The organism is Streptomyces sp. H39-C1 (genome assembly GCF_027158125.1).
Lineage (GTDB): Bacteria > Actinomycetota > Actinomycetes > Streptomycetales > Streptomycetaceae > Actinacidiphila > Actinacidiphila fildesensis.
Map to the genome: position 1 here is coordinate 14,375 of NZ_JAPVLS010000107.1, position 13,538 is coordinate 27,912.

Annotated in this window: 14 protein-coding genes; 8 read left to right on the top strand and 6 right to left on the bottom strand. The window is 66.9% G+C overall.

The window, feature by feature from the left end; translation table 11 throughout:
* Positions 1 to 42 precede the first annotated feature (42 nt).
* On the bottom strand, positions 43 to 888 hold the full coding sequence (locus O3W51_RS41230) for a TauD/TfdA family dioxygenase (RefSeq protein ID WP_269288897.1): 846 nt from the start codon (positions 886 to 888) through the stop codon (positions 43 to 45).
* A gap of 168 nt (positions 889 to 1,056) precedes the next feature.
* On the opposite strand from O3W51_RS41230, the gene O3W51_RS41235 reads away from it, so the two are divergent.
* Together O3W51_RS41235 and O3W51_RS41240 are read left to right on the top strand one after the other, a co-directional pair.
* Positions 1,057 to 1,518 carry an NUDIX hydrolase gene (locus tag O3W51_RS41235; protein WP_269288898.1) on the top strand — a complete coding sequence of 154 codons (462 nt, stop codon included), beginning with the start codon at positions 1,057 to 1,059 and terminating at the stop codon, positions 1,516 to 1,518.
* 3 nt (positions 1,519 to 1,521) lie between these two features.
* On the top strand, positions 1,522 to 2,700 hold the full coding sequence (locus O3W51_RS41240) for a helix-turn-helix domain-containing protein (RefSeq protein ID WP_269288899.1): 1,179 nt from the start codon (positions 1,522 to 1,524) through the stop codon (positions 2,698 to 2,700).
* A 56-nt stretch (positions 2,701 to 2,756) separates the two neighbouring features.
* Here the strand turns inward: O3W51_RS41240 and O3W51_RS41245 are convergent, their stop codons facing one another.
* Both O3W51_RS41245 and O3W51_RS41250 read right to left on the bottom strand, forming a co-directional pair.
* Positions 2,757 to 3,614, bottom strand: coding sequence for a Scr1 family TA system antitoxin-like transcriptional regulator (locus tag O3W51_RS41245; protein WP_269288900.1), 858 nt, complete (start codon positions 3,612 to 3,614; stop codon positions 2,757 to 2,759).
* A 350-nt stretch (positions 3,615 to 3,964) separates the two neighbouring features.
* Positions 3,965 to 4,600, bottom strand: a complete 636-nt coding sequence (locus O3W51_RS41250) for a hypothetical protein (RefSeq protein ID WP_269288902.1) — start codon at positions 4,598 to 4,600, stop codon at positions 3,965 to 3,967.
* A 194-nt stretch (positions 4,601 to 4,794) separates the two neighbouring features.
* Here O3W51_RS41250 and O3W51_RS41255 point away from each other — a divergent pair, with 194 nt between their 5' ends.
* Both O3W51_RS41255 and O3W51_RS41260 read left to right on the top strand, forming a co-directional pair.
* The gene (locus tag O3W51_RS41255; RefSeq protein WP_331284138.1) at positions 4,795 to 6,180 is read left to right on the top strand and encodes a Tat pathway signal protein; all 1,386 of its coding nucleotides are present in this window, start codon (positions 4,795 to 4,797) and stop codon (positions 6,178 to 6,180) included.
* A gap of 57 nt (positions 6,181 to 6,237) precedes the next feature.
* Positions 6,238 to 6,753 (top strand): SAM-dependent methyltransferase, encoded by a 516-nt coding sequence (locus tag O3W51_RS41260; RefSeq protein WP_443048395.1) that lies wholly within the window; start codon positions 6,238 to 6,240, stop codon positions 6,751 to 6,753.
* A 110-nt stretch (positions 6,754 to 6,863) separates the two neighbouring features.
* On the opposite strand, the gene O3W51_RS41265 is transcribed toward O3W51_RS41260, so the two are convergent.
* Together O3W51_RS41265 and O3W51_RS41270 are read right to left on the bottom strand one after the other, a co-directional pair.
* Entirely contained in the window at positions 6,864 to 7,265 is a 402-nt protein-coding gene (locus O3W51_RS41265; protein ID WP_331284139.1) for an ATP-binding protein, read from the bottom strand.
* Positions 7,262 to 7,705: a hypothetical protein gene (locus O3W51_RS41270; protein WP_269288908.1), complete on the bottom strand. Its 444-nt coding sequence runs from the start codon at positions 7,703 to 7,705 to the stop codon at positions 7,262 to 7,264. Before O3W51_RS41270 ends, O3W51_RS41265 begins: the two co-directional genes overlap by 4 nt.
* Positions 7,706 to 7,892: 187 nt before the next feature.
* Here O3W51_RS41270 and O3W51_RS41275 point away from each other — a divergent pair, with 187 nt between their 5' ends.
* The 4 genes from O3W51_RS41275 (at position 7,893) to O3W51_RS41290 (ending at position 11,043) form a co-directional block, all read left to right on the top strand.
* Positions 7,893 to 8,993, top strand: a complete 1,101-nt coding sequence (locus O3W51_RS41275; RefSeq protein WP_269288909.1) for a helix-turn-helix domain-containing protein — start codon at positions 7,893 to 7,895, stop codon at positions 8,991 to 8,993.
* 16 nt (positions 8,994 to 9,009) lie between these two features.
* Positions 9,010 to 9,678 carry a YdcF family protein gene (locus O3W51_RS41280; RefSeq protein ID WP_269288911.1) on the top strand — a complete coding sequence of 223 codons (669 nt, stop codon included), beginning with the start codon at positions 9,010 to 9,012 and terminating at the stop codon, positions 9,676 to 9,678.
* A gap of 73 nt (positions 9,679 to 9,751) precedes the next feature.
* The gene (locus O3W51_RS41285) at positions 9,752 to 10,369 is read left to right on the top strand and encodes a WbqC family protein (protein WP_269288914.1); all 618 of its coding nucleotides are present in this window, start codon (positions 9,752 to 9,754) and stop codon (positions 10,367 to 10,369) included.
* A gap of 536 nt (positions 10,370 to 10,905) precedes the next feature.
* On the top strand, positions 10,906 to 11,043 hold the full coding sequence (locus O3W51_RS41290; protein WP_269288916.1) for a hypothetical protein: 138 nt from the start codon (positions 10,906 to 10,908) through the stop codon (positions 11,041 to 11,043).
* Between the two features lie 729 nt (positions 11,044 to 11,772).
* On the opposite strand, the gene O3W51_RS41295 is transcribed toward O3W51_RS41290, so the two are convergent.
* Entirely contained in the window at positions 11,773 to 12,792 is a 1,020-nt protein-coding gene (locus O3W51_RS41295; RefSeq protein WP_269288917.1) for a restriction endonuclease, read from the bottom strand.
* Positions 12,793 to 13,538 lie beyond the last annotated feature (746 nt).

Below are 13,538 nucleotides of genomic sequence, written 5' to 3' on the forward strand. Positions count from 1 at the left end.
GAGCCGGGGTTCTCCTGCGGGCGGGGCCGGCGATCTGGGGTGCTACGGCCGTCCGGATAGCGTGGGAAATTCGTTGCGGAGCATGAAGACAGCGAGCCGGCTCGGGGAGTAGCTGTCCGGTTGCTTTTTCCAAACGGGCTCTGGTGTGAAGCCGCGCGGGAGGCTACAGCGGGCTTCGCCCAATGCACGCCAACAGACCCGGTTGCCGGTGAAGCCGTTGCGGGCGTGAAACCATCGCCGGTTGTCGAGGAGGTATCCCTGCCCCGCGAGCAGGGGTAGACCGAGCTGCTCGCGGGCGACCGCGGAGCGCAGGTGGGGCAGATACGGCTGCACGAGGGGACTGAACCGTGCCAGTCCGTCGAACCGCAGACGTACGGACACGGTGGCGTCGTCGTGCACGGTGAACACCTCGCCCGCGTGGCCGTCGCCAGCACCGAAGTACGCGGTCCGCGGCTGAGACAGGGCCCGCACGGCGTCGCGCTGGCGATGGAGCAGTTCGCCGTGGACCCGTCGACCGTCGGCGAGAAGGCTCTCCCCTCCCGCCTCGGCGGGTCGCGCGCAGACCAGGAGCATCAGGCGGGGCGGTGCCGGGATCCCAGAGCGTTCGGTGTGCGGAGCCAGTTCACCCGATCCGAATCCGGCGAACCCGGGCCGCCAGGCTAACCGCCCGGCGTTGCGGATGGTGGTCAGGCCGTCGGATTCGCTGTCACGGTGCGGGACCATCGTCATGATCCCCGAAGCGAAAGCCAACACCGCGGTGCGTGAGGACAGGCCGGCCACCGTAACGAGTCCGTCCTCGCCGAGCCGCTGAACGATCTCATCCTGCGCGGTGGGAGACGAGACGTCGACGAAATGGCGCTCGAACGGCTGCAACGGGGGTCGGCGCATCGCGGGACTCCTTCGGGACGAGGCGGTGTATCCACTGTTCGGCGACGAAGGCGGCCCGGTAAAGCGACAGATTGTCGACCACGCCAAACCAATGGGCCGGACGACCAGTTGGCGGGCGCGTGCTACGTTCCGGATACCTGAGCTGCCCCCTGTACTTCGAGGAGCGCGATGCCGTACTCGCCGCCGCTCTGGCCGGTCTCGGTCAAGGGCGTCGCCATCGACACACGCGGGCGTGTGCTGCTGCTCAAGAACGAGCGGCAGGAGTGGGAGCTGCCGGGCGGGCGACTGGAGATCGGAAACGCAGAGACGGACCAAATCCCGGACCCGAGCTGCGAAGCGGCATTGGTCCGGGAGATCCAGGAAGAGACCGGCTGGGAGGTCAAAGCCGACCGCCTGCTGGACACCTGGGTGTACGAGCCCATTCCAGCTCGGCGCGTGTTGATCGTGACGTACGGCTGCGTCGTGCTGACACCCGAACGCGAACCGAGCGTGAGCCCCGAACACAAACAGGTGGGCCTGTTCGCGGTATCTGAGGTGCCCGGCCTCACGATGCCCGACGGATACAAGCAGTCCATCGCGACCTGGTACGCACACATCGCCCCCGTGTCGGGCGAACACACGGAGCCGTAGGCCATGGCCGGCGAGGACGAGAAACGAACTGGTCTGCTCAGACCGGACCCTGAACACGCCCTGTGGAGATGGGCCACGCCGCAAGCCGAAGCGGTCCTCGCCAGCCGCAACCTCGGCGCAATCCTGCGCTTCTACCGATCCGTTCACGGACTCAACCAAACGCAGCTCGGCACGTTGCTCGGGTACGACAAGACGTACATCTCGCTCTTCGAGCTGGGCAAGCGGCGCCTGGACGATGTGGAATCGCGACGCCGCGTCGCCGAAAGCCTCCAGCTCCCACCCCATGTCCTGGGCGTCACCGACCCGGCCGCCACCGACCACCGGGCCATGCTGCAATTCGGCGAATCCACCGTCCGGCTCGCCGAGATCGCCCGCCAGTCCGGCCATGCCTCCGAAGCCGTTGCCGAACTGTGGCCCCTGGTGGCCAGGCTGGACGCCCGCGTCGAGGACGGAAACTCCGAGCGCGAGGTCCTTCACCTGCTCGCCCGAGCACGCGTCGGCCTCGGTGCGGCACTCGGCAACGTTCTGCCCGAGGAGCGGCTGCACACCGCAGCCCGCTGGACCGCCAAAGGCTTGCACATTGCCCAGTACTTCGAAGAGGACGCATTCGCCTCCTACGCCCTGCGGATGCACGGCAATGAGCTGCGCAAGTCCAGCCTGACCGGAGCGGCCGTCGAACGGCTCCGCCACGCTGCGGCCCTCGCCCCCGACAGGGCTGCCCGCGCGGCCGTGCTGCCGCTGCTCGCCCGTGCCGCGGGCGAGCTGGGTGACACTGTCTTGTTCGACTTCGTGATGCGCGAGACCGAGGTGCTCCTGCAGCAAGCCGAGCACACCTCGTTGTTCAACCCGGCCGCGCTGTACGAGATCCGTCTGCGCGGCCTCCTCGTTACCGGCCGAGCCGACATCGCCATACGCCTGGTAGAGGCCAGCCCATTGCCGGCGACGACCGCGGCCCCGCAGTGGCGTGTGATCGAAGCGGTGACCGTTGGCCATGTGCGGCTGCTGGCCGGCGACCACGGCGGAGCAGCCCAATCGCTGGGCACCGCCATCCAAGAGGCGGCCCGCCAACGCCTGCCGCACCAGCTCCAGCGCGTCATCCGAACGGCGGAGCCCGGGCTGCCGGACATACGGGGCGAAGCCGAGCAGGCTTTGGACCGCATCCGAGCCGAGATGGCCGCGTGACACGTGCCCGCCGCGCGCCCCTCGGGGTGGGCGGGCAAATAAGACGGTGAGGGGGTTCATCGGGTGCTCTCCCGCTGGAAGGCGCGCTGGGCGGCGTCGAGTAGGTCCAGGCTGCGGGCGGCGGTGTGGGCCCCGTCAGCAGCGGGCTCCAGGTACTGGCGACAGCACCGCGCTGCGTCATCGCCGGTGGAGTACACCGCGGCGAACGATTCCTCGATGAGGAGCGCCTGTCCGTGGAGTTCCAGCATCGACAGGGGCGCGGAAGGTCCGAGAACCGCAGCCTCGTAGGGCACGATGAGGATCTCTGCATCGCCTCGTTGGGCGACGTTCAGCAGGTGGGTGAGCTGTTGAGCCATTGTGGCCGGGCCGCCGTGTGCCAGGGTCAGGACGCGCTGATCGAGGTAGACGGTGATGTGCTTGCCGTGGCTGACGGGCAAGGCGCGTGGGGTTGCTGCGATGCGGGAGGCGCGGAGCGGGCGTTGCGGGAGGGCCCTTTGATATGCCAGCGCGTAAGCAGAGGTCTGGAAGATGCCGGGCACCACATGGCTGCAGATACGGAGGCTGTCTGCGGCCTGTTCGCATGAGCTGAGCCGGGCCACCCACCCGGGCTCCGCATCTCGGCATCCGTCCCAACTGCACGCGTCAGCACTCTTCAGCAGCTTCTGGGTGCCGTCTCGTACCGGCGGTGGACATACGGACCGGTACACGTCCAGCAGGTGCTTCAGCTCGTCGTCGCGGAGCGGGGGCAGGCCGGCTTCGATGCGGTTCAGTCGGTTTCCGGTCATCCCGGCTCGGCCGGCGGCCTGTGCCAAGCCGAGATTCTTGGCTTGGCGCAGCCTCTCCAGGTAGGCGCCTATCAGCAGGCCCACGGCCGCCGGGGGCGCGTCGACGCTCTTCGCGAGGAGGCTGGGCACTGGGCGTGCTCCTACCTGGTCCAGGTGTGGAGCGGAGGAACGCTGGCTCTCGTGTGTCTGGCCCATGGTGGTTCGTACTCCTCGGTGGCTCGCGGTCGATGCGCTGCGGGTCCCTGCGGTGTTCGGTACGGCGGAAGTGGAGCCGCGCCCCCGGGCAGGTCAGGGGACCCTGCCAGGGAGGCGCGGCAGTTCAGGGGCCTTACGAGAAGGGGCGGGGTAGGCCGACCAGGAGCCAGAGCGCTGGTGCGGGCAGCAGAAGCGTGATCGTCACTGCGATTCGGTTCCGTTTGAGGGCGGCGGCGCGGCGCTCGATGAACCGGCGGACCGGGGTGTTCCGGTGACGGGACATGTCATTGCCCGCCCGGTAAATCGGCTGTGGCGACCGCCGGAGTGCTGGGGAGGCAGTCCAGGAGCTGTGTCGTCTCTTGTGCCAGGGCGTGCATGTAGCGCTCGGGTGTGATCGAGGCGCTGGCCTGGTCCATCTCCTGCAGGCGGTCGGCGGCCTGGATCACCACCGCCTCCAGGGCCAGAGGGGTGCCGCCCCATTGGCCCAAGGTGGCGGCCAGTTTCGTGCTGTGACCGCGCAGAAGCAGGATCAGCAGGCGAACCTCTTCGGCGTCCAGGGGAGTGGCGCGGGGGACGAGTACGCACTCCAGCTCCACGTTTCCGTCCAGCAGGAGTAGGTCCGGTGGCCGTGCTGCGCTGGCCAGATCGTTCACATGGACGATGCTGGTGCTTCCGGGGCCGGGCGCTTCGGTATCGGACGAGCCGGCGGACTGGCCGGAGCTTGCGTCGGCGGCCTGCCATTTGTACATCCCCGCCAGCAGTCGCTGGAGCTCTTTGACGTTCAGGTGTTGTTCCGCCTCTGGAACCGGGCTCCGCTTCGTGGCGAGGGAAGCTCCGGGGCGCCGCGGGCTCTGGTCGGCGGTCAGGGGCGTGGTCTGAATTGAATTCGGATAGGGCTGGGCGGAGACGCGGGTCGTCACCGTTCCTCACCTCCTGGTTCGGGCACCGTCGGACTGGCTGCCTTACGAATCGGGTTCGTCAAATGCGGCGCTGGTACGCAGTTGTTGACCGCTACCGTTACGTTGAGCGAACCGTTAATTGCAGCGGGTGGGTATCCCCTGGGGGCCGCCGATGCTGCCAAAGGTGCCAAAGATCGTTTTGTGGACAGGGGCGCATGATGGCGCGCGAACGGAACACCAAGCTCACCGCAGTAATCAAGGAACTTGGCTGGTCGCAGGCCCAGGTTGCCGCCCGGTTCGTGCGGGTGGCGGCCGAGATCGAGGCGACCGAACTGCTGGGCACTTCGCGCTCGCACGTGTCCATGTGGGTGCTGGGCACCCAACCTGCCGGCGCGGCCCCCGCTATCTTGTGCGAGGTGCTCTCGCGTGGACTGCAACGCCCGGTCACACCGGCCGAGATCGGTCTCGGACCCACAGCGCCCGGCGCGCCAACAGTCGACCTGTGGCCTGCCGATACGCTCACTGCGCTGTTGGATCTCGGGGGGAGTGATCTGGACATGGAACGCAGGCAAGTCCTGGCCAACACGGCCTACTCGGCGGCCGGCCTCTCGCTTCCGGGACAATCCTGGTGGGACCAAGCACCTCACCAGGCACACGCCCGCCGGTCGTCGACGCTGCGCGTGGGACGAAGTGAGATCGAGGCGATCCGGGAGATGACCGCCTTCTTCTCCCGGCGTGATCAGCAGCGCGGCGGTGGCGACGGCCGTGCCGCAGTCGTGGCGTACCTGCGGACCGAGGTCGCCGCCTACCTGAACGGCACCTTTCCCACCGACGCCATTCGGCGCGAGTTGTACTCCGCAGCCGGTGAACTGGTCTACCTCTGTGGCTGGATGGCCTTCGATGCCTCCCAGCAGGCCGTCGCGCAGCGCTACCTCACCTTGGCCGTGCGGCTCGCCGCCGAGGCAGACGACCCTCCGCTGGCCGGTCACATCCTGCGCGCCCTCGCCCACCAAGCCGTCGACCTCGGCCACCGCAACCAGGCGCTGGATCTTGGCGCCGCGTCCATCGAGCGCAAGCGCTACACCCTGGCCACTCCGCGGGAGAAGGCCCTGATCGGGGTGGTCCACGCCCGCAGCCTGGCCGCCGCAGGTCGTAAGCGCGACGCGCTGGCGGCCCTGCTCCGCGCTGAGAACGACCTCGACGCGGCCACCAGCGGCGGCCATGAGCCCAGCAGGGTCTTCTTCTTCTCCGAAGCCAGCCTTGCCCACGAGACCGCCTGCGCTCTGCGCGACCTGGGCGACCTCGAAGGCGCCCAACGTGAATTCCAACGCAGCGTCCGAACCCGTGGTCAAGCCTTCGGCCGCACTCACGCCGTGACGCTGGGCTACCTGGGCGCGGTGCAGGCGCAGCAGGGCAGCATCGAAGCCGCGTGCGCCACCTGGACGCGCGCCCTGGACGCCATGGAAGGCGTCCACTCCGGCCGCGCCCACGACACCGTGATCTCCATGCGCCGCGCCCTGTCGCCCTACCGGCAGCGCGGGGGCACTGCCGTCGCTGACCTCGACGCCCGTGCGCGTGCCGCCCTGGCGCACGTAGGGTGACCGCGTCTGTCGCAGCCGGATGCTCCTGCGCAGCGGTAACCCACCCGGCTGACGCCCATGCAACTCCAGCCAAGGAAGAGACGATACGTGCCTGACGAGTCGATTGAAGCCGACATCATCGCAACGGTCGTGGGCGGGCGCGCGGAGCCCACCGACGACTACTGGGGCGGAACCGAGTCGATCATCCGTCTCCACCCGAGATTTCCCGTGGAGACCGTCCAGGGCCTGGAGGAATTCAGTCACCTGGTGGTGACCTTCCGCTTCCACCTGGTCGATCCATCCGACGTTCATCTCGGCGCCCGAAGCCCGCGCAACAACCCCGACTGGCCCGCGACGGGAACCTTCGTCCACCGCAACATGCGTCGGCCGAACCGCCTGGGCACGTCCTTCCCACGCCTGCTGCGGGTCGACGGCCTGGACCTCCACGTCACGGACCTGGACGCCATCGACGGGACGCCCGTCATCGACATCGCGCCGTGGTTCGCCGAATTCGGACCCCGCGGCGACGTCCGCCAACCGAGCTGGCCCACGCAGATGCTGGAGAACTACTGGAAGGACCACGGCGAGGCTTGAGGGCCCGCTGCTGAGCTGGACGCCTGGCCTCGGGGCACCCCTCAAGACCGATGTTCCGGGTTTGTGATCCACCGAGTTGGCTGCGGGTGCCATAGCTCGCGTCAGCATGCTCAGTCTCCGGATTTGAAGCACGACCAGACAACCTTGCCGAGTGGTTGGCGGTCTTGGACGCCCCAGCCATCGGAGAGCGCTTCGACGATCAGCAGGCCCCGCCCGCTGGTGTCGGTGCTGCTCGGATGCTGAACTTCGGGGCGGGGACTCTGGGTGTCGTGCACTTCCAGCCGAACGAAATCCTCCTCGGCGGCCAACGTCACCAGGAATCCGTGGCCGGGGGTGGTTCCGTGAGTGAGCGCGTTGGAGGCCAACTCGGAGACACAGAGCCGGATCTCCTCGGCGCGAGCAGGAAGTCCCCAGGAGGCCAGCGTCGTCATAGCGAATTGGCGCGCTAGTCCGACTGATGCAGGCGTCGCGGCGAAGAATTGCTTTGCGGGGTCAGGCATGGCGAGCCTCATGTTTCGGCATCCAGGGCGGCGGCCAGACCGTGGCTTTGGCAGTGCGACGAATTGCTCGGCGAAGTGACCTGCCTCTGACCGGACAAGCCCGCCTTGGCCACCTGGCGGAGGAGCAGGATCCGGGCCCCGACCCTGTCGATCTGTCTCACCCGCTCGACCGATATCGCCCGGGGACCCAAGTGGGAGGCGGCAGGCAGCACGACGCCGTAAGTGTCGGGCAGCGCGAGCACGTCCAACAGTCCGGTGAATGCTGCTGAACCTGGACCTTCCGAAGCCGTACGGTCGGCGAAGACAGCAGACAGCAGTAGCTCGTGCTGCCGGCAGTACTCGGCCAACGACACGGCCAGTGCTGAATGCCGGGGTTCGGAGACCTTCACCAGACGTAGGAATCCGTAGACGACGGGACCATTGACGCCGCGATGCTCCGTAAGGGGTTCCATGCTCGTGACCGTCCAAGAGGGGTCGGGGATAGTGGTCTGGGGGGCTGTGGCCTGGGCTGTAGTCCCGATATCGAGCGTGGAGGAGAACGGAGCCGCGGCAAATGACCAGCTGTTGTACTTCTGTTGCACTTGCGTCCCCCGCCTTGCGTACCGCGTGCTTCTATGACCTTCAGGAAGGGGGCAACGCGTGGCGACCGTGCAGCACTGGAGTGGTCAGGAGGCCCACGCCCTGCGGCTCGCGCTGCGGATGAGCGTCCGAGCGTTCGCCGAGCATCTGGGGGTCGCCGTCCGCACCGTTTCCAAATGGGACAAGCTCGCCGCCGCCACTGAACCTCGGCCGGACACCCAAGCCATCCTCGACACCGCGCTGGCTCGCGCGGATGCCGCAGCGCATCTGCGCTTCGAGACCCTGCTGTCCGAGACCGGCAGGCCCGCCCTCAGCCCCGGGTTGCGGGTCACTTCTAGCGGCCCCCGGATGTGGGACTACGAGTCCTGGACCGACGACCTGGAGCGCACTGTGGTGGAGCTCTCCCGTCAGAACTTCACTTTCGCCTCCAGCCTGCTGATCCGGTGGACCAGCAGGTGGCGACCGCCGGAGCTGGACGACAGGGGCCTGTACTTGTTCGCTCGGTCCACGGCCCTGCTCGGGGACCTCCAGCGCGACCAGGGCGCGATCCTCGGCCCACTGTCGGCCCAGCACTCCTATGCCAAAGCCCGATCGGTCTTCTCCCAGCTCGACATCCCCCGCCGCGTCGCCCAGCTTGACCTGTCCCTCGCAGTAGTGGCAGAGATGTCCGGGCAGCTGGAGACTGCCGCCCACAACTACGAAACCCTCGCCGTCGACGACCGGCTCTCCTGCCGTGACCGGGCCCGCGCCCGGTTATGGGTAGGGACCGCGCTGAGCAAGAGCGGCAACCACACCTACGCGGCCCGCGTCATGCAAGCGGCAACCCGCGAGTTCGAGGACCTAGCCGAACCCGACGACTGGTCGGTGGCCCACCAAAAACTTGCCCTCGCCCACCGCGGCGCCGGCAACATCACCGGAGCCCTGCACTTCATCGACGTCGCCCGCACCAGCGGGACGACAGATTCGCCGATGCAACGTGTACGACTGGACGCCGCGCACGACCACATCCTGCTCTCAGACCGGGCCACCCGCGATGATGGGCTGGTCGTCCTCGGACAGGCCGCCAAGGTGGCCGCGCAGTACGGACTTGTGCACCAACTGCGCAGTATCGAGGGCATTAAGGCCATGAGCGAGGGGCCGACCGGGCCCCGTCGACAGTGACCAGGGAGAGAAACGCGTGGCGGATAGGCAGCAGGCCCTCACCGAAGAGAAGCGGCACCAGGCGAAGCTGATCTGGGACTACCACCAGATGCACCACAAGATCCAGCCCACCGATGCGGCGATCGGCCTGGGCAGCCATGATCTCGGCGTGGCGGCCTTCTCCGCCGAGCTGTTCCGCGCCGGGCTCTTCCCGCACCTGGTCTTTACCGGCGGCAACAGCCCCACCACCGCCCCAGTGTTTCCGCGCGGCGAGGCCGTGCACTTCCGTGAGCACGCCCTCGAACTCGGTGTCCCCGCCTCCGCGATCCTGCTGGAGCCGAACGCTGGGAACACCGGACAGAACATCACCCTGTCGCGCCAGGTGTTGGCCGCAGCCGGGGTCTCACCGAAGACGGTACTGCTGGTCTCCAAGCCGTATATGGAACGGCGCTCCTACGCCACTGCCCGCAAGCTATGGCCCGAGGTCGAGATCATCTGCGCCTCGGAACCGCTGGATTTCGACGACTACCTCAAGAGCATCGGCGACGAGAAACTCGTCCTGGACATGCTCGTCGGCGACCTCCAGCGGGTGATCGAGTATCCGAAGCTCGGTTTCGCCATTGAGCAGGACGTCCCGGAGGACGTGCATGCCGCCTACGAATCTCTCCTCGCCGCAGGTTTCGACAGCCGCCTCCTCGCACGGTGAGCTACCGCCGCCAGGCGGTCTGTGTGCAATCCACCAGCCCAACCTGTTCCCGCGGCTGACCACGCTGGCCAAATTGTTCGCGGCGGACTACTGGATCGTCCTGGACGACGTGCAGTTCACCCGCCGCGATTACCAACACCGGGCACGCCTGGCAGTCCTAGACAACGCGCGAGAGCGAAGGTGGCTTTCCGTGCCTACGCATCTCCCCGGTGGCCGGCAGACTGTCATTCGAGAGGCACGCATCGTCGATCCCGTGCAGTCCCGGCGGCGGACCAGACCGATACTTTGCCAGCATTACGGGACCAGCCCACACTGGCCCGCCTTCGACCTAGCCCTGACCGTCGTCCTCGACCTGTTCGGCACCACGGACAAGACCGCCGAGATCGCGGAGGCATCCACCCGCATCCTGCTAGATCTGCTCGGCTGGAAGGGCCAGATCCTCCACAGTAGTCAACTGACCGCACGGCCTGGACGCTCACAACGGCTCGCCGACCTTGCCGCCGCGACTGGGGCAAGGTCCTACCTGTGCGGGACCTGTGGCATGAAGTACCTGGAGCCAGACCTCTTCAAAGCCTGCGGCATCACCGTCACACCCTTCCTCGCCCCGGTGGAGGACGCTTGGGAGTACGGCTGTGAGATCAGCGCGCTTCTGGCATTGATGTACCTCAGCCGGCCCGCAAGCCCTCGCTGATCAGTTGCGCGCCGCAGCCGCTGACCAGCACGAAATTGGACCTGGCAGTCTTGGCGGTGCATGGACAGCAACGCGACAGGATTCGTCATCGTTGCATGGGGCCGGCGTGCGTGCGTGTTTCGATACCACCTGACGGAGGGACTACTGCCCGCCTTCCGGGCCGCTTTCTTCCGCCACGACGCCGCCAGACGCACTGACTGACCTGCCGCCGGACGGCATCGGATCTTCATTTCCGCATCCCCGCAGTGGCCCGCTGTCGCGCAGGGGTTTGTGTTTTTCCACAAATGGCGCTTTGCTTTTAGTGTGCGCCCGTGCGACCCGGTGCGGTGCGTCGTCGACGCCCCGACCGCGCCCTTTTCCGAAGCTCTACGGCATTGTTCCGTCAACGACCGCCTCCACCCTCGGAGGGTGCCCGAGTCGCCACTACAAGAATTGCCGGAGTAGAGAAAGACGGATCACTGGGGTGCGGTAGCCGTTCTTCCGCCTTCAGGCGCGAGCAGGTTCCGGCAGGACCTACTGGTGAAGGGAGGTGACACATGACGAACACCGGCCCAGCGCCCCATCGGGGGCTGCGCAGGCCGGCGAAGATGACGTGCGAGCAAGTCCGCACCTGGGCTTCCGCCGTCGCATCCGCCCTGAAGGCTCTGTACTACTGGAGCCGCATGGACGATTAGCGACACCGAATCTGCGCAGATGAACCGGACCCTCAACATGGGGTCTGATCTGCGCAGATGGGCCAGACCCGGCCAGGTCCGGCCCATCGTCATCCACTCGTCGGGGCCCCGCGTTGATCTTCCCGTGGAGGGGGCGCGGGGCCCACCCATGTGGAGCGGTAGGACACTCGGGCAGGCCCTTGCGTCCTACTGGATTGACATCTTACACCGCGGATTCATTGGATCTATTAGCGGATCCCCGAGATTGCTACTGTGCCAATATTGCCGGGGGATCTGAATCTCTTAGGAATCGCGAATCTCCTTCGCGCAGTAGCATTGCTGGCGCCGATACTGCGAGAATCGAGCTTCGAAATTCCATTTCGGATTTATTTGTGAATGAGTAGGCGACCGGGCAGATTAATAATTGACCGGCGCGCGATTCGCGACGGCCGCACCGCATGGGCTGCGCGGGGTCGGACAGAGTCGCCGACCTGGGCGGACGAATGCTGCGCCCGCGCCGTGGACGGTGCCTGAGTTGCGATATCGCGTGGAAACGTAACTCGGGGCAACCGGAGGATGTGCCGAATCTCCGCGTCACCGTGATCCCGGTCGCCGACGACCGCCTGCCCGGCCGAGGTCCGCATCGGTCACGGACGCCATGCCACCCTGCGCTTTGTCCGGTTACGTGGCGAGGACTGAACCTGTGCTGCCGGTCACGGGCCACTGGAAGTGGCTTTCCGTCAGGGTCGCCTATGGCGATTCGCGCCGGTAGCGGCGTACCCGGTCCGACACGTGATCGTCGAACAGGTCCAGAGCGTGAATCTGACCGCCAAGTAGCTTGTCCACGTCACCTTTCTCCCACAGCAGGACCGTTCGGCCGTTGGGCTCCCGCGCCGCATGGCCGCGGCAGGCGTCGGTGAACCCCGACATTGAGACGTAGATCCCTGCGACGACCGCCGGCCGCCTGCCGAGCTTCGCGGTGAGGTCGGCGAGCTCCCTCGGCTGGAGCCGCGAACCCTTCCAGCGGCATTCGATGACGGCCCGGAACGGCTTATGGACGAAGAAGTCGATCTGCTCGCCGTCCTTGGTGGTGCCGGGCTCGACATCACAACCGTGAGCTGCGAGCAGCTCCCCGAGCCAGGTCTCGAACCGTTTCCCCCGCGGAGCACCCTTCAGCACCCTGATCTCTTCCAACCGGTCACGCAAGCTGCGGAGAGCCGCCTCGTCGATTGACCGCCCGGTCAGGGCGGCCAGCGCCTTCTGCAGTTCTGGCTGGCGCAGCGCATCCGCGGCATGGAGGTCGGCTAGCTCACGGCCAAAGTACTCCGCGTTCGCGCTGGCTACGTTCGGAGCGGCAGTCAAGTCGAACAACCGCTGGCCGTGTTCGATGACTTCGTACAGATCGAAGTCATTGCTTACGCCCTCAATGTCCCGCACGATTCGTTCGTGATCGGCCCGACGGACCATGTCCCACTGGGCCAGCTGCGGATGCTCCCAACGCTCCCGCAAGGTGACGGTGTCGACCCGTGCGGGGCGGATAAACGCCCATTCCCCGACCATGGACACAACGATCAGAAGGTCCAGCGGCCGAAGCAGCGTGAACGTCGCCGGGTGCTGGTCCGCCAAGTCCTCGTACACCGCGCCGACCCGCTCGCGGTAGGCGGCAAGGAAACGCGCCCACCGCTCCTGGGTGTACTGCGGCCACCCCAGAGCAAAGGCCCTGGATGGCACCATTGCGTTTTCCCCGAACTGCGGCAGGCTGCCGGTCATCCAGCTACCACGCATTCGGTCCGACGCATCGGAGCCACCTCCCGAGACCAGCTCACGGCGATCACGACCACCCTAACCGGCCCGCTCGCTGCGGGGGCTCATGTGCAGTGCGGCAGCAACACGTGCATCACCGAGACACCAGTTACCTGCCAGGGCAATGCGAACAAAGCGTACGCGATGTGGGGCCCGACAGCCTCGCCCACCGCGGCGCGGGGGCGGTGGGCAGCGGCAGTGCGCGGGGCTGTAGGGCTTCCCGCCATCGGATCGTATAGACGGTGGGACCTGCCCACATCACCCCGCGCTGCCGCATGTCCAGCAGGAAGGCCCGTTGAACAACCTCGACGGCGCCAGGCCGTTGTTGTCACCCTCGCCCCGCGGAGATCACCATCGCGACCTCCTCGCATCTGCACCGGCTCGGGCTCGACTACTACGCGCTCGGGCTGATGAGCCGGATCATGACGCGAATGACCACAGACGTTGACGTGGTGTCGATCTTCGCCGTACCGGCGGCCTGACCGGGCGTTGAAGGGCCGTCCTGCGGTGTGTTTCGGCGGCTTTCATCACTTCCAGGTAGGAAACCAGCAATGAGTCGGTTTTGGCCGCGCGTTGGTCCGTTAGTCCTAGTACTGCAACGGCGTTTGGCGTGACTGGTGGCCAGGGCCGTCGTTGATTTGACTATGGGTGGGGAACTCAGTGACATCAGGACGTGGGCGGCCGGTCTGGGCGAGTTGCACGAGCGGTTTGTG

Bases quoted from the DNA above. Each gene is read 5' to 3' on its own strand.
- O3W51_RS41295 (WP_269288917.1), bottom strand. From the start codon at position 12,792: ATGACCGGCAGCCTGCCGCAGTTCGGGGAAAACGCAATGGTGCCATCC.
- O3W51_RS41290 (WP_269288916.1), top strand. From the start codon at position 10,906: ATGACGAACACCGGCCCAGCGCCCCATCGGGGGCTGCGCAGGCCGGCG.
- O3W51_RS41255 (WP_331284138.1), top strand. From the start codon at position 4,795: ATGATGGCGCGCGAACGGAACACCAAGCTCACCGCAGTAATCAAGGAA.
- O3W51_RS41240 (WP_269288899.1), top strand. From the start codon at position 1,522: ATGGCCGGCGAGGACGAGAAACGAACTGGTCTGCTCAGACCGGACCCT.
- O3W51_RS41235 (WP_269288898.1), top strand. From the start codon at position 1,057: ATGCCGTACTCGCCGCCGCTCTGGCCGGTCTCGGTCAAGGGCGTCGCC.
- O3W51_RS41265 (WP_331284139.1), bottom strand. From the start codon at position 7,265: ATGAGGCTCGCCATGCCTGACCCCGCAAAGCAATTCTTCGCCGCGACG.
- O3W51_RS41270 (WP_269288908.1), bottom strand. From the start codon at position 7,705: ATGGAACCCCTTACGGAGCATCGCGGCGTCAATGGTCCCGTCGTCTAC.
- O3W51_RS41260 (WP_443048395.1), top strand. From the start codon at position 6,238: ATGCAACTCCAGCCAAGGAAGAGACGATACGTGCCTGACGAGTCGATT.
- O3W51_RS41230 (WP_269288897.1), bottom strand. From the start codon at position 888: ATGCGCCGACCCCCGTTGCAGCCGTTCGAGCGCCATTTCGTCGACGTC.